Origin of the sequence: Streptomyces sp. NA02950, from assembly GCF_013364155.1 — a bacterium.
In the GTDB taxonomy this organism is placed as follows: Bacteria; Actinomycetota; Actinomycetes; order Streptomycetales; family Streptomycetaceae; genus Streptomyces.
Map to the genome: position 1 here is coordinate 2,483,303 of NZ_CP054916.1, position 19,156 is coordinate 2,502,458.

Genomic DNA, 19,156 nt, shown 5'->3' on the forward strand with positions numbered 1-19,156 from the left:
TGCGGATCGTGGCCGGCCACGCGGATACGGTAACCGGGACCCGGCGGTGCCCGGCACGCGCGGGCAGGACGCGACCTGCGGCGTTGCCGGTACGGCCCGGCAGGCTGGGCGGCGGGATCAGACGCCGAGCTTGCGCCCCACGTAGGCGATCCGCAGGGTGCGTTCGGCGTGCAGCAGCCGAAAGTGCATCCGTCCCGGCTTCGGCAGGAACTCGCAGTGCCAGTCGAAGAGCTCCTCGGCGCCCCCGTCCTCGAACCAGCACAGCCGCCTGCGCGACTCGAATTCGGTCCGCACGTCCGACCGCCACTGCGGGGCGATGGGCTGCGTGTCCGGGTTCCACTCGGCCACCGCCGCCTCCAGCTCGATCAGGCGGTCACGGACCGGCCGGACCCAGACCTCGGGCAGGTCGCGCAGGTCACCCTCGACGCGTGGGAGGAACTGGAGACGGGGAAAGAACTCCGCCCGCCGCTCCCAGAGCTCGTCCCCCCGCCGTACGGCGCCCAGGCCGCCTCTGCGCGCCGCCTCGGCACCGTCCCGGATCCACGCGTGGTGCGTCTCGTAATGGTCCCGGGCCGACATGTGCCGGATCTGGACCTCGCTGGTCCGCCAACCGGACTCGCCTTCCTCGCCCTCGACGAGCTGCTCGCGCTCCAGGGTCAGCCGGTCGGCATGCCAGCGGGACTCGACCGGCAGCGAGACCCCGAGCCCGTCCATCAAGTGGGCCGCGCCGAGCCCTTCCACCGGGTCGCCCTGATGCCGGTACTCGACGTCGTAGTGGCCCTCACCGTCCGGGAAGACGGCACGGTGCGGCCACTTGTTCTGCATCTTCAGCATGAGCATCCAGGAATCCCGGTTCCTGGGATTGCCGTGCCACTTCCCGATGGGGTGGCCCGCGGCGAGCTGGAGCCCGGTGATCGGCTCCCGCGCCACCAGCACCGTGCCCTTCCGGTCGGCCCGCCAGGTCTTCAGCACCGCCTGTGCGAACTCCGTCATGGCCCGGTCGGCCCGCGCCGGTTCGCACGACGACTCACAGGATCTCTCGTTCAGGAATAACAGCGGCACGTCTCCCCCTCCGCGATGATGTACGAACCGTGGCCGGGCCGACTCGGATCGGGCCCGGCCGGTCCGTCCCCGGCTGGTCGGTCCCCGGCGGCTCGGCCGAGGGCCGGCAGTCAGTCGAGAAGCTTCTCCAGCGTGTTCTCCAGCTCGTCGAAGAACCCCTCGGGCCACTGGTCAAGCATCCCGTCCCGGTCGATGTGTGGACTGATGACGTCGACGCCCGTGCCATCGCCCCGGAAGTAGTGCAGGACCGCCTGATCCGGAGCCAGCAGCCCCTCCTTGACGGAGAGCCGCACCCCGTTGAGCACGTGGTCACTGTGGGTCTCCACGATGAGCTGCGCCCCCTGCGCGGCGGCCGCGGCGGCGAGTTTGGCCATCCGGGTCTGGCCCTGCGGGTGCAGATGCGCCTCGGGGTTCTCCAGCAGGACGAGCGACCCGGGCCGCGCGGTCAAGCAGGCCACGACGATCGGCAGGGCGTAGGTCAGCCCGAATCCGACGTTGGTCGGCCGCCGACGCTGCGTCGAGGTGAGCGCGCCCTCTCCGAACCCGTACGACAGCCGCACCGAGTCCGTGTTCGCGATGGCGTCGGCCCGGATGTCCACCCCCGGGCACAGCTCCCCCATCCAGGCGGCGGCCTGGGCGAGGAGCAGCGACGACTGGGCACGCGGATGGCGCAGCGGCCCGGCGGGAACCTCGTCCCGGGCGTGCTGCCGCAGGAAGTTGACAGTGTGCTCCCCGCGCACGCCGAGGAAGCGGCGTCCGATGGCCACTTGGTGGTCGCGGGGGTAGAACTCGGCCGGGGAGATGCGGTCGGCGTGCAGATACTGGAATCCGGCCGTGAAGTAGTTCGGGATCACGGCCGCGTCCCCGGCCGGGCGAGCGGCCACGCTCTCCGAAGTGAGCGGAAGTGCGACATCGCTCAGCGGCAGCAGATTCTGCTCGGCCTCGTAACGGACGTACCAGCAGTAACGGTGCGGGCCCTCGCTCACCGCGAGCATGATCTCCGGGTCATCGCCCGTGAAGTCCTCGTGGAGAACGTCCCGGCCGGTGCCCAGCCTGACCAGTTCGCCGTTGAGGAGCAAGCCGCTGTCGTGGGCGGGCGCGCGGCCCCCCTGCGCGATGACCTCAGCCATCTGGCCTGCCCAGTCAAGGTCGCCGGCGGCGTACGACTGATGGAGCAGGGCGAGCGCCTGCAACACGCTGCTCTTGCCTGAGGAGTTCAGACCGGTCAGCAGGGTGAGCGGGCCTAAGGGCAGATCCACCTGTTGGAACGCCTTGAAGTTCGTCAGCGCCAGTCGGTCAATCACCGCTCAGTACCCCCCGGAAGAGCTCGCCCATCATCATGAACCGGGTCCGCACCTTCTTCGGATCACCGGTGGCCACGGAGATGGAACGGTCGAAGTCCCAGTCCTTCATCAGCCCGAAGAACCCTTCGAGCACCTTGTCACGGAACGCTACCAGCGCCTCACGCTCGTGATCACCCAGCAGGGACAGATTGACCGCGACGGTCTCGAACAGGGCCTTGTTGATGGGTGATTTCGCCTTCCCGCCCTTCCACTTCCGGAAGGCATGGTCCCCGAAGAGGTCGGTGGCGCACCGCATCGCCTTGCGGAACTCCAGCGCCAGCCAGTCCCGATCGGCGACGTCGAGCCGGTTGATGCGGTGCATGGAGCCGACGAGGAACTGATCGAAGTCCCGCTGCATGTGCAAGGAGGGATCGGTGATGCGGAAGGCGGCGAACCGCAGGACCATCTCCCGGTCCGCCATCCGCTCATTCGACACGCTGTCCCCGGTCGCGGTGAGGAACGCCGGGTCCTCGGCCAGGTCGGCGAGGAACCCCCTGGCCGGTCCGTTGATCATGGCGTGCCGGATCTCCTGCGGCTTCAGCGGCATGCCGCCGGTGTTGATCCGCGAGAACACGTTGAACTTGACGGTCTCCGGCGTCCCCTGCTGGATGATGTGCACCACGAGCTGCGTCTCGCGCAGCCTGATCCGCAGCCGCCCGGTGAGGTCCTGATAGCCGCTGCCGTGGAACTGCCGCAGATAGTCCAGCCCGCGCAGGCTCAGCGGCCGCATGCCCACGGCCTCCGGCGCCATGAACCGGGCGATCGCGGTCAGCCGCTGGATCCCGTCCACGACGGCCCAGTTGTCCTGCTCGTCCTGCGCCATGTGGAACGACGAGATCGGGATACGCAGCAGCAGCGACTCGATGAGGCGGCTCTGCTGGACGTCGCTCCAGATCCCGGCCCTGCGCTGGAAGTCCGGGGCGAGGTCGATCATCCCTTCCCTCAGCCGCGACAGCAGCAGATCGACGGTGGTCGCCTGGGTCTCGATCTTGATGCTCTCGGGCCGGAACGGCGCGGAAATGGCTCCGGGGTCGTCCGCGCCCCCGTCGTCCAACCCCTCTTCGCCGTCCAACCCCTCCTCGTCGGCGGGCTCCTCCAGCTCCACCCCGGTCGGCCGACCGTCGTCCCCCACCTCGACGGGGGCGTAACGGGGTGAGAAAAGGCTGGTCAGCAGATCGTCCGGCTCGTCCTGTGGCAGATACCGCCGATAGCCACGGTCCCGCTCACGTCCGGCGGCCCGCCCGCTGCCGCTGTCCTCCAGCCCCGCCATGTATCTCCCCGTCACCGTCGCTCGTCGCCGCCGTACGTGACCTTTCCTCCCGTCACCCTATAGACGGAGACCGACACCGTCAGTGCGGCAGGTCGAGTTCGGCGCGGACGGTTTCTCCGACGGGTGCGCGGTCCAGGACGGCCCAGCGGTCGGCGAGGGTGTCGACCAGGAGCAGCCCCCGTCGGGTCTCGGAGAGGGTCGGCGGGGCGGTGACCTCGCCGGGGCCCGGGGGCCGCTTCTCGCCACGGGTGTCCGACACCTCGATGCGGAGTACGTCTTCGCCGAGAGTGAGGCGCAGTTCGGAGTCCCGGCCCGGGACGCGGCCATGTGTGGCCGCGTTGGCGCACAACTCGGCGACGATCAAGGCGGCGCTGTCCGAGATCCGCGTGCCGTGCGGGATGCCCCAGCCATGGAGCTGGTGCAGCGTGAGCCGCCGGGCGAGGCGCGCGCCGAGCGGGGTTGAGCTGAACCGCTGCGTGAACACACGTACGGTGACGGACCCTTGGCGCGTGGGGGGGGTGGTGTCATGCGGCCACTGTGGCCTGCGGATTCACCCGTGCACCAGGATGATATTGCGTACGCTGAGTCAACGTACGCACACAGATGGTGGACGGTACTCGTGAACGACCGTAAGCATGGGTGCGATCAGGAGGGGCACGGCGGGGCGGGGTTGCACAGGAGGTGGCCAGCGATGGCCGAGGAAAGTGGCAGTGCGGATGGTGGGGCGGAATCGGGTGAGGTGCCCGCGTCGCTGTGCGGCGGGGAACCGGAATCCTCCGACAGTTTGCGGACGTTCGGGGCCGTCGTCCAGGCCCTGCGGGAACATGCCGGTCTGAGCAGGGCGGAGTTCGCAGACCTGGTGCGGTTCTCCAAGCACACGGTCGCGTCGGTGGAACAGGGGCGGCGCATGCCGGACCCCTCGCTCGTGGAACGGGCGGAGGAGGCGTTGGGGAACACCGGCGCCTTGCGGCAGGCTGCCCGGCACCTGTGCCGACAGCCGGGACTGGCGGCCTGGTTCCGGCAGTGGGCGCGGTTGGAGAGGGTGGCGATCAGCCTGTGCACGTACGAATGCCGGGTGGTGCCGGGCCTGTTGCAGACGGAGGCGTACGCGCAGGCGGTGTCGCTGAACGTCCCGCCCGTGCCAGACGAGACGGAGCTGGCCGAGCGCATCGCCGCCCGGCTCGCACGACAAGATCTGCTGTCCACCAGCCGCAAGCCGCCGACGGCGTTCAGCTTCATCATCGAACAGGCGGTGCTGGAACGGTACACGGGCGGCGAGGACGTTACGCGGGAGCTGCTGGACCATCTGCTGGGCGTGGACGAGCGGCACTGGAACGTGGAGTTGCAGATCATGCCGTTGCGGAAGCCGGTGCATGCTGGGTTGGACGGTCCTATGCAGTTGCTGGAGACACCCAAGCATCGATGGTTCGGGTACTCGGAGGGGCAGAAGAACGGTCGCCTCATCTCCGACTCGAAAGAGATCAGCGTCCTGCACCAGCGGTATGCCAAACTGCGCTCGCAAGCCCTCACCCCGGAGGACTCCAGGAGCCTGCTGGAGCGGATGCGAGGAGACCTATGAGCACGCCCGAACTCGTCTGGCGCAAGTCCAGCTACAGCAGCGGCAGTGAAGGTGACTGCGTCGAGGTGGCCACCTGCCCCGGCACCGTCCATGTGCGCGACTCCAAGGACAAGGCGGGCGCACAGCTCGCCTTCTCTCCCACGGAGTGGGCCAGCTTCGTCGCGTACGTCGCCGAGTACTGAGCTTCGCAGCCCGCCCCGTACCGGATCGCTCCGGTGCAGGGCGGGCGTTCACTGCGCGTTCTTGAGCCGGGCCTCGAAGTGGGCGTGCGCGGCGCGCATTTCCTCTTCGCGGTTCGCCTTATAGAAAGGCTCGGCATAGCCCTCCGGCGGCTCCGACCGTTCGCCCTTCTCAAAAGCGACGAACTGCTCGTAGTGTTCCTTGGTCTGGCCATACCCATGGGCATACGGGTCCTTGGCCAACTGGCGGCCCTCCGCATCAAACCACATCTGCGATTCGCGGTCAGCGAGGATCGCATACCGGGCCTTGTGAATGGCCACGAGTTCATCGGCGCTCATACCCAGCCACACGGCAACCAGGGCGTCGATCTCCACGAGAGTTGCACGCCGCTCGTACTCGGTCCGGAGCGGAGTGCTGTAATCCCAGGTCTTCTTGAGGTGCCCAGCAAGGGGCGCCAGTTCGGGCCATTCCACGACCCAGTCCTCGTATCCGGGCCACGTCATGTCGTACAGCTCGGTCCAGAGCGGCGCGTACGCCTCGGTGAGGCAATTGAGACGGAGGGTGCGGATGAGGAGAGGAGCGGCAAGGGGATGGCCGGGGTCGGCGTAGGGCATCCTCTCTGCTTCGGCCCGTTGGAAATTCGCCTTCCCTGCGATGCGCAACATGTAGTCGAGCGGCAACGACGCCCAAAACCCCGAGTTGAGTACAGTTGCTCGATCGTCTGCCATCGCCAATGATTGAACGCCATGGATGTGTGCTGGCCCCGGGGTAATCAGCGCAGCGAACAAGCTACGCTCAGTGTTGAAGGGAATCATCACCCGCCACGCCAACCGGTAAAACTGCGTGTAAGGCTGAAAGCACCACAGCCGTCGCCGCAGCAACTCTCGCTGCTCATCCTCGGAGAGTTCCAACTCCTCCTCGGTCAAGACCTCAGCACGGCCTGTCCACTCCTCGGCACTGGGCTCCCAGTCAACATCAAGCCGCGAGTGGTCCAGCCAGCGGTCCTGCTCTTCCTCGTACCGCTCCAGCGAGCAGGACTTCGGGCGCACATAGTTGGTCCGAGGCACTGCATCGCTGGGTAGACTCGTGAGATCGACAGTCGTCCAGTCGTGATTACCTCGACACGGGATTTTCGGCTGTTTACTCATTGGCGTTGCGATACCAAAGTGGGGGCCTTGGAGGACAACTTCGGCCAGCAACGCAGGCTGCCTTGTGTTCCAGCCGATATAGCCGTTCTCCCTTCCCATCTTCTCGTGATAGCCACTACTGATCCGAGGTTTACGCTGTTTCAGTCGCGCCTGAACGGCCGACAGAGCAGCAATTGCTCCCTGCTCCTCACTTGTAGCAAGTTGAAGAAGCGCCGTCTGCTGTTTCGGCGCATCGGTCTCTCCTGTCAACCGTTGCCACTCCGCAAGTACATCGTCGTCAACCGTGACGACCCGCGCACGATGGGGGCGCAGATCCCAGTGTCCATCCCGCTTCATGCCGGGCACCTCGCCCTTGCCATCATGGTCGAGAGATGCCACCAGAGGTTCCACTCCGTACAACCGGCTCAGGTTGTCAAAGCAAATGGAGCGCTGGCGACTGCCGTAGATGTGGACACCAAATTCAGTATTTCTACTGGCTTCGAAGGCCCAGTTTCCTACGTTCACAAAACCCGCATGAAGCCGAAGTCTGAGGTACACCGCTTCCCGGATTCGGCCATCCTTCGTACCACCCAAATGCGTGTCCGGATGCACAAGCCCGGCCATTCCCTGCACACCAAGGTTCCCCCACACCCGGCACATGAACGCCCGGTACAAGTCCGGCTGTGTACCCGTCAGCACCGGATATGTCAGGGGCGACGCGAGCCAATCCGCCATCGCCGTGTTCGACGCAAGCTCTTCCAAGAAGTATGAGGTTGCCCCCGCCTTCCCCAGCACCTCTTCCTTCCGCTTACGCCACGCCTCCACACTCGGCTTCTCAGCGAGCTTGAACCACGGTTCCTTCTCGGCGAGGACGACATCCTCTTTCCAACGCGGCTGCACCCACGGCGGATTCCCCACCTGGAGGTCGAATCCCCCACCCCTCCCCCGGAAGACATGCGCGAAGTGCAGCTCCCAGTGGAAGAAGCCGTGGCCGTCCTCCGGCCTTATGTCCCGCTCCGTCGTACCCGCCAGGTCCTCGACCGTGTTGAGCCACGGGAACCGGGTCGGGAGATTGAACGCCCGGTCCATGCCCAGCGTGCCGTCGAGGTCCCGCTCGTACGCCTCCAGCACCGGAAGCGCCTCGTCCACCGGGAGGTCGTCCAAGCCGTCCAGGAACGAGCCGTCCGGGGTGTCCTGGGTGCCGAGGGTCGCCTCCAGGAAGTCCAGCCAGTCGCCGAACGTCTTGAGCGGGATGATCGGCCGCCACTTGTCCTCGGCGATCTCGTGCTTGCGGCCACCGCCACCGCCCGCCAACGCCGCCTTGGTCCGCAGGCCCGCTCCGCTGTCAGCGGCGCCAACGGTCAGCTCGCCCTGCTCGCCGTCCGGGTCGTCGAAGAGACCGGCCGCCTGCCAGGCGACCTCACCTGGTGCGGGGCCGCTCGGCTCGGGCGCCGGGGCGGGAGCCGTAACCACAGCGGCAGACGGAACAACCGACGACGCACCCGAAGCGCGCCCCGCGGCGAGGTCCGCCTCGCGGATCACCCCGCGGCCCTCCTCGTACAGCCAGCCCGAGCCGTCCAGCTCGGCCACCTTGTCCAGCGGCCAGAACCACAGCGCGCACCAGGTGTCCATGACGGTCTTGAGCCGCCAGTACGGCGTGCCGACCACGGTCAGGTCGTCCAGGATCTTCTGCTTGTCCGCCGCCTCCTCCGACGGCGTCAGCCAGTCCGCGCCCCAGACGTCGATGCGCCGGGACACCTTCCGCTCCGACAGCTCCAGACGCTTGGCGACCAGAGACCACAGGAACTCCACCCGCCGCGCGACACGTTGCAGCCGCCACTGCTCGGTCTTCGCCGCCGCCTTCGCCCACCGCTCGTAGCGCTTCTGCCGCTTCTCTGGCGACTCATCGCCACGCTCCTCGAACGGCTTCGGGCCCTTCGGCGCCTTCTGGATGCCCCTGCGCCATTGCCCCAGCGCCTTGGCCTGCTCCTCCGCGAGCTTCTTCGCCTCGCTCTCCCCCGCGACCGCGCCCCACCCCACCGCCGGGAGCAGGAAGTGGTGGACCGCGCCCTCCGGCAGGTCGCCGTCCCGGAACGGAAGCTCGGTCGGCGGAAGGGCGTCCTCCTTCTTCTTCGCCAGCCACTTGCCGTGCGGCAACGCATCCGCCGCGTAGACCTTCCGCCCCGCGCCGATCAGCGAGTTGCCGCGCCGCAGGTGCAGGCCGAACCAGGGGGCGCGCATGCCCGGGTGCATGGAGTTGAGCCACAGCGACACCTCGGCCAGCTCCACAGCGGTGGCGTTCAGGTCCACTCCGTACGCGTTGTGCAGCGCGACGTACGCCTTGACCTTCTGCAACTCGATCTGGCGCTGTTCGGTGTCGACCCGGCGCCCCAGCTCCCGCTCGCGCCGCCGCAGGTACTCGGACGCCACCTGGTCGATCGCCTCGTTGAGGAACGCTCCCGAGCCCAGCGCGGGCTCGCAGATCTTCCACTCCAGCAGCTCGCGGGCCGTCGTCGTCTCGCCGTCCTGGTCCAGGCGGTGCTTGAGGGCCAGCTCGACGGTGACCTCGGTCAGGGACTTCGGCGTGTAGTACGAGGCGGACGTCTGACGGTCGCGGCCCGCCAGGCGGTAGACGAACGAGCCCTTCGGGTGGACCACCCGCACCGGTCGGCCGGTCTCCTCGTCGGGCCGTACGACGAACACCTCGTCCGGGTAGTCGTGCACGCGCGAGGCCGGGATCATCCAGCTGCCACCCGACGCGTCGCCGCCCTTGGCGACCTCGTACAGGTCCTCCTCGGCGATGAAGCCGGTGTACGACATCAGGCCCTCGTACACCGCGCCGAGCTGGTTGATGCCGAGCTGGGCGTATGAGATGAAGCCGCCGCGCTCGCGCCCCTTGCCCTTGGTGAGCATCAGGCGGCGCAGCACCTTGTGCAGCGTCTCGTTGCGCAGCCGGGTGTCCAGGAACTCACGGCGCGCCGGTCGTTCGCCCGACGACGACTCCCCGGAGTCCTCCGTGTCCTCGTACGCCGGGTTCTCGATCTGGTCGGCCGAGATGAGGCGGACCGCGTCCTTCTTGAACAGGTCGGAACGCAACGGCTCGAAGCGCAGGCCCACATCGGCGCTCCGGCGGGCGGCTCGGCGCGAGCGGTCGGCCTCGCGCATGCGGTCGGTGTATTCGTCGCGGGTGATGGCGCCGGAGGCGAGCAGGTCGGCGGCCTCGTGCTCGGCCTGGGTGGCCGCGCGGTCGGCGGCCTCGGCGGCCAGGTCCTCCGGTTCGCTGCCGTACTCCCGGTGGCCCTCCTCGACCTTGCGGAAGAGCAGGTCGAGCGATTCGTACAGGTGGAAGCCGCGCCGGGACCGCTCGCCGACCAGGTCGCGTACGACGAGGTCACCGAGGCGCTGGAGGCCGTAGCCGCGCGCGTATTCGGGATAGTCGGCGGGCAGGATGCCGAGCGCGGGCTGCGCCTCGGCGTACAGCAGGAACAGGACGCGGTAGAGGTAGCGCAGCGCCTCGCGGCTGAGTTGCTTGGCGAGGCGGGCCGGGTCGTCGAGTCGCTGCGGGGTGACGCCGTTCTCGGGCTCGCGCAGCCGCTCCAGCACCTCGTTGGCGATCCACTCGACCGAAAGCCGCAGCCCCTCCCGCAGCTCCGTGGAGACGCCGACGGCGTGCTTGCCGGACTTGTCGACGAACGCGGCGAGCGGAGCGGCGCCACCCTCCGCCGGGAGGCGGAGCGAGTCCGCGCCGAAGAGCGCGGCCAGCGTGTCGAGTTCGCCGCCGTTGCGGTCGTCGCGGCGGCTGAGGGCGGCGTCGAGGTCGGCGGCGAGGTAGCGGCCCTCGTGCCAGGCGAGCCGGTCCGCGAGGACGATGACGCCGCCGACCAGCAGCAGGACGTACCTGGGCGGCTCGTCGCATGCGAAAAGGAAGTCGGTGACGGCCTTGGCGTCGGTGAGGCTCCCGGACGCCTCCAGGGTGACCGGATGCAGCAGTCGGCCCGCGCCGTCGGGGTCGAGGGCCGCGTCGGGCTGGGCGGTCCAGCCACAGGAGACGGCGAGCAGGCCGCGTTCGGCGTGCGCGACCTGGACGGCGTACTCTCGGTCGGCCCGGTGGACCGTCACGGTCTGCTCGTGGGCGGTGTCGTAGCCCAGCGCCCGGAGGGTGGCCAGGTGGAGATCGGTGAGCCGCTTGCCCCAGTCGGCGGGGACCGGCGCGTCGGGTACGGCGAGCGCTTCCGCGTCCTGCACGAAGTCGGCGCGGGAGGCGAAGTAAGGGCCGTGCAGGGCGCGCAGGCCCTCGCGCGGGGTACGGGGGCGCGGCGGCACGGAATCGGGGTCGGCGCCGGTGCGCCTGGCCTCGGCGACGGCGGTGGCGTGGGCGCGCCGCGCCTCCTCCTCGGCCTCGGCCCAGCGGGCGAGGAGTCCGTCCTTGGCCTTGAGGTCCTTGGGCAGGACTTCGGCGAGGTAGTGCGCCGAGAGGTAGTCGCCGTGGTTGACCAGCGAGTCGTACGTCACGTCAGTTCTCCGCCGGGTCGAACGGGTCGAAGGCGCTGCCGGAGGTCTCGTCCGGAGCGGGTCGGTCCAGGACGGCCAGCACCCGCAGCAGGGGGCGGCCGGTGGTGGTGAGCTGGTCCAGGAGGTGCGCCTGTTCGTCGGCGGTCTCCTCGATCTGCCGCTGGCGCCGGGCGCCGGCGCCCGGCAGCGAGTCCTGGCGCCAGTCCTTGAGGCGGTCGCGGTACGTGGTGAGCGGTCCGCTGATCTGTTCCGCCCACTGGTCCTTGTACGTCTCCAGGTGCTCGCGTGCCGTGGCCACCGCCGCCGGGACCAGCGACTGGAGGTGGCCGAGGTCGCGCGGGCCGCCGGTGCGGGCCAGGTCCGGGCCGACCTTCGCCGCGCGCAGCGCGTCCGTCAGGGACGCGACGGGGGCGCCGGGCTCGGTGCTGACGGCCATCCACCGCACGACGGTGGGGCGGCCGAGGGCGTTGGAGTAGATGCCCTGGATGAGGAAGGTGGGGTGGGTGACATGGGGCGAGGTGATGACCGGGGCTTCCTGCCGCCCGAACTGGACGAGGACCTTGTCGGTGAGCCACTCCACCACGGGGTGGATGTCGGTGAGGAACGAGACGCCGGGCCACAGGGTGTCCGAACTCGTCCGGGCCTGGTCGAGCTTGTCCTGCGCGAGGTCGCGGTCGAAGGTCATGATCATGCGCTCGGCCACGCCCTGTTCCTTGAGGTACGAGGGCGGCAGGGCCTTGAGCCGGCGCAGCAGGTCGGGGGCCTTGGCCGGGGAGAGGGAGAGGTAGGGGCGCTTCTGGGCGTCCTCACCCCGCGACAGGCCGATGGCATCCTCGGCTCGCTCCTCGTACACCTCGGCCAGCGCGGTGTCCACGAAGGCCGCCGTGTCCCCGTCGAAGAGCGAGGGGATTTCGGCGCGCGGCGGGAGTTCCTCGTCGGTGATGGTGTCCACCTGGCCGAAGAGGTCGGCGAGGTCGTCGTCCGCCGTGGCGGGCGCGGGGTTGAGGAAGTCCTCGACGCTGCCGCCCTCGACCAGTTCACGGATGAGCCGCCGCTCCTCCTCGTCGGCCCGGTAGTAGCCGGTCTCCGCCTCCGCCGTGCCGTTCAGCTTGTGGGCCTCCTCCTCGCGAGCGAGGAGCTTCTCGGCGACGGTGCGGTCGTCCTTGGCGCCCGGGTGGGCGGAGGTGAGGATCAGCGCCCGGAACTGCGGCTCGTATTCCTGTCCGTAGCGGTCGATACGGCCGTTGCGCTGCTCGATGCGGATGAGGGACCAGGGGATGTCGTAGTGGATGAGGTGATGGCACTGGCGGTGCAGGTTGACGCCCTCGGAGGCGACATCGCCGGTGAACAGCAGGCGCACCGGATTGTCGGCGAGGCCGAAGGCCTCCACGACTTTGCGCTGTTCCTCGTCGCTGAGGCCGCCGTGCATGACGCGCACGGCCTTGTGGTTCCCGTCCTTGTCCACCGGGAAGCCCAGACGGGCAGGGACCACTTTCGCCAGCCACGTGAGGGTGCGGACCCGCTCGGAGAAGATGACGACACGGGTGTCGCTGTGCGGGCCCGCATTGATCTCATCCGATGTCAACTGCTCGATGAGCTTGTCCAGTTTCGCGGAGTCGCCGGGTGCGGTGCCGTCGCCCATGGAGTCGGTGATCTCGCGCAGCCGCGCGAGCGCGGCCTGTTCCGTGTCGATCGCGGGGTCCGGGCTCCTGCCCTCGTCCTCGGCCTTGCGCGCCTTCTTCGCCAGCTCGGTACTGCGGCGGTTGACCGTCTCGGCGAGCGCCACATGGGACGACAGGAACGTCTTCAGGAGGGTGTAGGGGAACAGCCGGTCGGTGCTGACCGAGGTCCGGTCCTGATCCGCCGTGCCGAACTCGGCGCTGCTCGCGGGCGCGGGCAGCCAGTACTCGGTCAGCTCCGCGAAGACACGCTCCTCGTCGTCGTTGGCAGGGCAGTGCAGGGACAGCGTGGGCCCCCGGTCCGCCCACTCGGTCCCGATACCGTTGCGGACCTCGGGGCTGATCTTCGTCCGGCGTATGAAGAGGTGCCCGAGGTCTTCGGCCGGGTCGTAGTGATCGCGGTCGGCGATGGCGGCGGGGTCGAGGAGTGAGATGAGGTCGGCGAAAGACCGCTTGTCCCCGTTGTGCGGGGTGGCGCTGGCGAGCAGCAGGGCGTCGGTGCGCGGGGCGAGGGTTTCGGCGAGGGCGCGGCGCTGGCTGCCCTGGTTGATCAGGTTGTGGGACTCGTCGATGACGACGGCGTCCCACTGGATGCGTTCCAGGTGGTGCCGGTACTGGCCGATGTTCTTGAGCGTGTCGACGGAGATGATGACCCGCTTGTAGTGGGTGAAGGGGTTGCGCCCGGCGGGGATCTCGCGCTGGATGCGCTGGATCCCGAGGGAGTCCAGCCGCACCAGCGGAATGGAGAAGCGGGTCCACAGCTCGTGCTGGAACTGTTCGAGGATGCTCTGCGGGGTGACGACGAGGATGCGCTCGCCCCGCCCGCGGCGGATCAGCTCGGCGAGGGTGAGGCCGATCTCCAACGTCTTGCCGAGGCCGACGACGTCGGCGATCAGGATGCGGGGGCGGAGGTTGCGCATGGACAGCGCGAGTTCCGCGGGACGTTGCTGATAGGCGAGCGGATTGAGGAGGAAGCGGTCGGCGAGGGCGAGACCGCGCTCGGACTGCGGGAGGGGCGTCTTGCGCAGGACCGCCTCCAGGAAGAGCCGGCCGCGGCGGAAGTACGAGGAGGTGTCGGGGACCAGGCGCGTCTTCTCCGGCTCCAGCAGCTCGACCGTGTCGATGCCGGTGAAGAAGACGGCCTCCTCGTCCCGGACGAACTCCGAGACGCCTATCGCTTCGATCCTGTCGCCGTCGTGGTCGGTCCGGGTCGCGGTCCGCACCAGCCATTCCTCGTCCCGTACGAGGATCTGTGCGCCTGGCGGGTACCGAGTCTCCCCCTGCTCTGCCACCCGTCGTCCCTCCATCGATCGTGCCGAGAGTGTGTCGCGTTCCGCGCGCGACAAGTGTTTCACGGGATGTGGGCGGGTTGTGCCGGAATGGCCAGAGCAACCGCAGGTCAGGCCCCCGCCGTAGGCGCCACCCTCGGCCGCCGCGAACCGTGTCGCTCAGAAGCGGGCGTCGCGGGCGTACGACGCTCTCATCCGCTCCGCGATCCGCAGCGGCGCGATGAGACGGACACCCGCTCCGGTGGGGTCCGGCCGCCGGGGCGTCGACGGCTCCGGCGCGTTGTCGGGGATATCGGCGGCGGGCTCGGGCCCGTCCTCCTCGGGTTCGGTGGCCGGCCGCCGGTCGTGGGGCGCGTCGTCGTCCTCCCGCGCGGCCACGTCCACGACGGTCGGTGTGTAGCCGGTCCATCCCTCCTGAAACGCGGCGGTCTCGCTCGCGGGCGGGGCGGGCGCCTCGGGGACCGTGATGGCCGGGACATGGTCCGTGAGTCTGCGCTTGGCCTGCGCGGCCGTGAGCCCGTGTGCCGACAGTACGTCGACGAGCTGGTCGGTGACTTGCGCCAGGGTCGGTCGGGCGGCCGGGTCCAGGGCGAGCATGGCGGAGATCAGCGGCTGGAGCTCGGGCGGCAGATCACTCAGGTCGGGCGGGGTGCCCGGGTCCTCGATCTTGAGGGCGACCGCCTGCCAGCTCGGGCCGTTGTAGGGGTAGTGGCCGGTGGCGGCGTAGAGCAGGACGGCGCCCAGAGCGTAGACATCCGCGGGCCGATCAAGCTCATGCTCGCCCCGGGCCTGCTCCGGCGGCATGCACAGCACAGAGCCGACCACCACTCCGGTCGCGGTCAGCGTGGTCCGCCGCTCGGCAAGGACGGCGAGGCCGAAGTCGATCACCTTGGGGCCGTAGGGGGCGAGCAGGATGTTCTGCGGTTTGAGGTCGCGGTGGAGCAACCCGGCCTCGTGTACGGTGCCGAGCCCTTCAGCGAGCAGGGCGCCGAGGCTGGCCGTCTCCACCAGTGGCAGCGGCCCCCGCTCGTCGACGATGGTCAGCAGGTCCTGACCGGCGACGAATTCGACGGCCAGCCAAGGTCGTTCCGCGTCCGCGTCCGCCGCGACGAAGGAGGCGATGAACGGCCCGTACACCGTCTTGAGGCTGTCCACTTCGAGCAGGAAGCGTGCCCGGCTGTCCTCGTCCAGCACAGAGGGTTTGATCACCTTGACGGCGACCTGCTGTCCCGCAGCGGACTCGCCGAGGTAGACCTGCCCCATTCCGCCGGCCCCGATACGGCACACCAGGGTGAATCCGCCGACGGTCCGCGGGTCGTCGTCCCTCAGTGGCTCCACGGGTGTGTGGCCTCCCCCTGTGCGGCGATGGAACCGGTGCCGACGTGCGCCCTGCGCTGCCGTCCCCCGGGGTAACGAGCCACTAGTTTATGCGAGCAGCTCCGGGCCGCCGGGTGAGCCGTTCTCGCGCTGCGGCTCCAGGATCATCACGCACTCCACGTGGTGGGTGACCGGGAAGAGGTCGAACGCCCGCATCCGGCGCGGGGTGTAGCCCGCGGCGGCGAAGTACGTCAGATCGCGGGCGAGTGCCGCGGGGTCGCAGGCGACGTAGGCGATCCGGCGCGCGCCCATGCCCGCGAGCCGGGTCACGGTCTCCTTGCCCGCGCCCGAGCGGGGCGGGTCCAGGACGATCAGATCGGCCTCGGTGATCCCGGTGCGCGGCAGCACCTGCTCGACCTTGCCGTGTTCGATCCGGACCCGGTCGAAGTCCTGGAGGTTGTGGCGGGCGTCCTCGACCGCGCGCTTGGAGGACTCGATGCCGAGCACCGCGCCTTCGTCCCCGACCCGCTCGGCGAGCGCGCCCGCGAACAGCCCCACACCGCAGTACAGATCGAGCGCGGTCTGTCCCTTGCGCGGCATCAGGCCCTGCATCACGGCCTCGACCAGCAGATCCGCCGCCTTGGGGTGGACCTGCCAGAAGCCGCCCTCGCCGACCCGCCAGGTGCGGCCCGCGGCGCGCTCACGGACGAAGGGACGGCCATGGACGCGGTGCACCAGCCGGACCCGGTCCCGGCCGCGCGACTCGGCGGTGCGCAGCACCGAGACCGGCCGGTCCAGTTCGACGATGGGCAGCCGGCCGCCGGGGCGCGGGGTGAGGACGACCTGACGGTCGGAGGAGCCGGTGGCGGCGATCGCCTCCACCGTCTCGATCTGCGGCCACTCGCGCTTCTCGATACCGAGTTCGGTGACGCCGGGGGCGGCGATCAGACAGTGGTCCACCGGCTCCACCTCGTGCGAGCGGTGGCGGCGCAGTCCGGGCCGACCCTGCTCGTCGACGGCGTACTGCACCCGGGTGCGCCAGGCGGGGACCTCACCGCGGGCCACCTTGTCGCCCGGTGCGGGCTCGACCGTGCCGTCCCAGCCCGCTTGCTCGGGGGTGAGCCCGGCGAGCCGGCGCAGCTGCTCGGTGATCACTTCGGCCTTCAGCCGGCGCTGGGCGCCGGGGGCGGCGTGCTGCCAGTCGCAGCCACCGCACCGGCCCGGCCCGGAGAACGGGCACGGCGCCTCGACCCGGTCCTTGGAGGCGTCCAGCACCCGCACCGCGTCGGCGCGCAGGAAGCGTGCGCCGGTCTCGCCCTCGGTCACCCGGACGACGACCCGCTCACCGGGCAGTGCGTGCCGGACGAAGAGGACCTGGCCCTCCTCGGTGCGGGCGATGCAGTGGCCGCCGTGGGCCACCGGGCCGACCTCGACCTCGTACTCCTCGCCGACCAGCGACGCCTCGGGTTCACGGTGCATGGCGGGCTCGGCTCCTGAAGGGGTGAGGGGGCGGGCGGGACACCCCCCGGCCGCGGGGCGCGGCCCGGCGGGGGGACAACAGCCCACCAGTCTACGTGCCGCCGCCCCTCCCCCGGTCCGGCCGCCGGTGCCGCACCGGTTCCCCGGTCCCCCGGACGTCAGCGACTCCGCTCAGCGCCCCGGAGTCTGCGACTTGGCGCCGGTCCGCTCGCCCTTCGGCGGGACCACCGGACCGCGTCGCACCGCGCCCGGCGCGTTCCACTCGGCCCGCTTGCGCGCCCGCTTGCGGGCCAGCTCCGAGGAGTCCAGCTGCCAGGGCACGGAGGTCACCATGACGCCCGGGGTGAACAGCAGCCGCCCCTTGAGCCGCAGTGCGCTCTGGTTGTGCAGCAGATGCTCGTACCAGTGGCCGACCACGTACTCGGGGATGTAGACCGAGACCACGTCGCGCGGGCTCTCCCGGCGCAGGCTCTTGACGTAGTCGATGACCGGCCGGGTGATCTCGCGGTACGGGGAGTCGAGGATCTTCAGCGGGACATCGATGCCGCGCTCGTGCCACTCCGCCCTGAGGGCCTTGGTCTCGGCGGGATCGACGCCGATGCTCAGCGCCTCCAGCCGGTGGGAGCGCATCAGCTTGGCGTAGGCCAGGGCACGCAGCGTCGGCTTGTGGATCTTGGAGACCAGGACGATGGAATGCACCCGGGAGGGGCGCACCTCCTCCTCGTCGAGCTGCTCGGTGGCGGCGGCGAGTTCCTCGGAGACCCCGTCGTAGTGGCGCCGGATCGCCGTCATGGTGACGTAGAAGATGAACATGCCCAGCAGGGCGACCCAGGCGCCGTGGGTGAACTTGGTCAGCAGCACCACGACCAGCACCAGACCGGTGAAGAAGGCACCGAAGGTGTTGATGGCGCGGGCACGGACCATCCGGCGGCGCGCCGCCGGATCGCGCTCGGTGGCCAGATGGCGGTTCCAGTGCCGCACCATGCCGGTCTGGCTGAGGGTGAAGGAGACGAAGACGCCGACGATGTAGAGCTGGATCAGCCGGGTCGAGTCGGCGCCGTAGAGGTAGACCAGGACCGCCGCGGCCGAGGCCAGCAGCACGATGCCGTTGGAGAACGCGAGCCGGTCGCCGCGGGTGTGCAGCTGGCGGGGCAGATAGCGGTCCTGGGCCAGGATCGAGCCGAGCAGCGGGAAGCCGTTGTACGCGGTGTTGGCGGCCAGGAACAGCACCAGCGCGGTGGCCGCTGCCAGCACCACGAACAGGATCGAGCCGTCGCCGAAGACGGCGGCGGCGACCTGCGAGATCACCGGGTTCTGGGTGTAGTCGGAGCCGAGCGCGACCCCCTTGTCCAGCAGGTCCCGGGCCGGGTCCTCGGCCATCTTGACGTCGGTGACCAGGGCCAGCGAGATGATGCCGACGAACATGGTGACGGCCAGTCCGCCCATCAGCGCCAGCGTCGTCGCCGCGTTCCGGCTCTTGGGCTTGCGGAAGGCGGGTACGCCGTTGCTGATCGCCTCGACACCGGTCAGCGCGGCACAGCCGTCGGAGAAGGCCCGCAGCAGCAGGAAGATCAGCGCGAAACCGGCCAGCCCGGTGTGCTCGGCGTGGACCTCGTAACCGGCGGTGGGGGCCTTCATGTCGTCACCGAGGACCAGCCCCCGGTAGGCGCCCCAGATGATCATCGCGAAGACGCCGCCGACGAAGACGTAGGTGGGGACCGCGAAGAGCTTGCCCGACTCCCGTACCCCGCGCAGGTTCATCAGCGTCAGCAGCAGGATGATGCCGACCGCGCACAGCGTCTTGTGCTCGACGACGAAAGGGACGGCCGAGCCGAGGTTCTCCACTCCGGAGGAGATCGACACCGCCACCGTCAGGACGTAGTCGACCAGCAGGGCACTGGCGACGGTGAGACCGGCCTTGGGGCCGAGGTTGGTGGTGGCGACCTCGTAGTCGCCGCCTCCGCTGGGATACGCGTGCACGTTCTGGCGGTACGAGGCGACCACGGTGAACATCAGCACGATGATCGCGATCGTGATCCACGGGCTGTAGCTGTAGGCCGACGCCCCCGCCACGGACAGAACGATCATCACCTGCCCCGGCGCGTACGCGACGGAGGACAGCGGGTCGGAAGCGAAGACGGGGAGCGCGATGCGCTTGGGGAGGAGGGTCTCCCCCAGTTTGTCGCTGCGCAGCGCACGCCCGATCAGGATCCGTTTCGGGACGTCGGTCAGTTTGGACACGCAGAGGATCGTAAGGGGTCGGCGCGAGCCCCGCCCACCCGCCCACCCTTCGGGCGGTGAACGGGCGGGGACCCGCTC

11 protein-coding genes are annotated in these 19,156 nt (G+C 69.5%); 2 read left to right on the forward strand and 9 right to left on the reverse strand.

The window, feature by feature from the left end; translation table 11 throughout:
• Positions 1-117: 117 nt before the first annotated feature.
• The 4 genes from HUT19_RS10405 to HUT19_RS10420 form a co-directional block, all read right to left on the reverse strand.
• Positions 118-993, reverse strand: coding sequence for a hypothetical protein (locus HUT19_RS10405; RefSeq protein WP_176180189.1), 876 nt, complete (start codon positions 991-993; stop codon positions 118-120).
• Between the two features lie 179 nt (positions 994-1,172).
• Entirely contained in the window at positions 1,173-2,366 is a 1,194-nt protein-coding gene (locus HUT19_RS10410; protein WP_176180190.1) for a DUF3696 domain-containing protein, read from the reverse strand.
• Positions 2,359-3,675, reverse strand: a complete 1,317-nt coding sequence (locus tag HUT19_RS10415; protein WP_176180191.1) for a DUF262 domain-containing protein — start codon at positions 3,673-3,675, stop codon at positions 2,359-2,361. Before HUT19_RS10415 ends, HUT19_RS10410 begins: the two co-directional genes overlap by 8 nt.
• Positions 3,676-3,754: 79 nt before the next feature.
• Positions 3,755-4,159, reverse strand: coding sequence for an ATP-binding protein (locus tag HUT19_RS10420; protein WP_176180192.1), 405 nt, complete (start codon positions 4,157-4,159; stop codon positions 3,755-3,757).
• A 207-nt stretch (positions 4,160-4,366) separates the two neighbouring features.
• On the opposite strand from HUT19_RS10420, the gene HUT19_RS10425 reads away from it, so the two are divergent.
• Positions 4,367-5,254, forward strand: coding sequence for a helix-turn-helix transcriptional regulator (locus HUT19_RS10425; protein WP_176180193.1), 888 nt, complete (start codon positions 4,367-4,369; stop codon positions 5,252-5,254).
• Complete coding sequence (locus HUT19_RS10430; protein WP_176180194.1) at positions 5,251-5,436, forward strand: DUF397 domain-containing protein; 186 nt, start codon at positions 5,251-5,253, stop codon at positions 5,434-5,436. The genes HUT19_RS10425 and HUT19_RS10430 overlap by 4 nt, the downstream gene beginning before the upstream one ends.
• A gap of 48 nt (positions 5,437-5,484) precedes the next feature.
• On the opposite strand, the gene HUT19_RS10435 is transcribed toward HUT19_RS10430, so the two are convergent.
• The 5 genes from HUT19_RS10435 to HUT19_RS10455 form a co-directional block, all read right to left on the reverse strand.
• Positions 5,485-11,073, reverse strand: a complete 5,589-nt coding sequence (locus HUT19_RS10435; protein ID WP_176180195.1) for a DNA methyltransferase — start codon at positions 11,071-11,073, stop codon at positions 5,485-5,487.
• 1 nt (position 11,074) lies between these two features.
• Positions 11,075-14,059 (reverse strand): helicase-related protein, encoded by a 2,985-nt coding sequence (locus tag HUT19_RS10440; RefSeq protein WP_176180196.1) that lies wholly within the window; start codon positions 14,057-14,059, stop codon positions 11,075-11,077.
• A gap of 141 nt (positions 14,060-14,200) precedes the next feature.
• Positions 14,201-15,379, reverse strand: a complete 1,179-nt coding sequence (locus tag HUT19_RS10445) for a serine/threonine-protein kinase (protein ID WP_176180197.1) — start codon at positions 15,377-15,379, stop codon at positions 14,201-14,203.
• Positions 15,380-15,466: 87 nt separating this feature from the next.
• Positions 15,467-16,837 (reverse strand): class I SAM-dependent RNA methyltransferase, encoded by a 1,371-nt coding sequence (locus HUT19_RS10450; protein WP_176180198.1) that lies wholly within the window; start codon positions 16,835-16,837, stop codon positions 15,467-15,469.
• 171 nt (positions 16,838-17,008) lie between these two features.
• Entirely contained in the window at positions 17,009-19,078 is a 2,070-nt protein-coding gene (locus tag HUT19_RS10455) for an APC family permease (protein WP_176180199.1), read from the reverse strand.
• Between the last annotated feature and the right edge of the window lie 78 nt (positions 19,079-19,156).

Coding starts and splice junctions, on each gene's coding strand:
- HUT19_RS10405 (WP_176180189.1), bottom strand. CDS start 993: ATGACGGAGTTCGCACAGGCGGTGCTGAAGACCTGGCGGGCCGACCGG.
- HUT19_RS10425 (WP_176180193.1), top strand. CDS start 4,367: ATGGCCGAGGAAAGTGGCAGTGCGGATGGTGGGGCGGAATCGGGTGAG.
- HUT19_RS10450 (WP_176180198.1), bottom strand. CDS start 16,837: ATGCACCGTGAACCCGAGGCGTCGCTGGTCGGCGAGGAGTACGAGGTC.
- HUT19_RS10430 (WP_176180194.1), top strand. CDS start 5,251: ATGAGCACGCCCGAACTCGTCTGGCGCAAGTCCAGCTACAGCAGCGGC.
- HUT19_RS10415 (WP_176180191.1), bottom strand. CDS start 3,675: ATGGCGGGGCTGGAGGACAGCGGCAGCGGGCGGGCCGCCGGACGTGAG.
- HUT19_RS10440 (WP_176180196.1), bottom strand. CDS start 14,059: ATGGAGGGACGACGGGTGGCAGAGCAGGGGGAGACTCGGTACCCGCCA.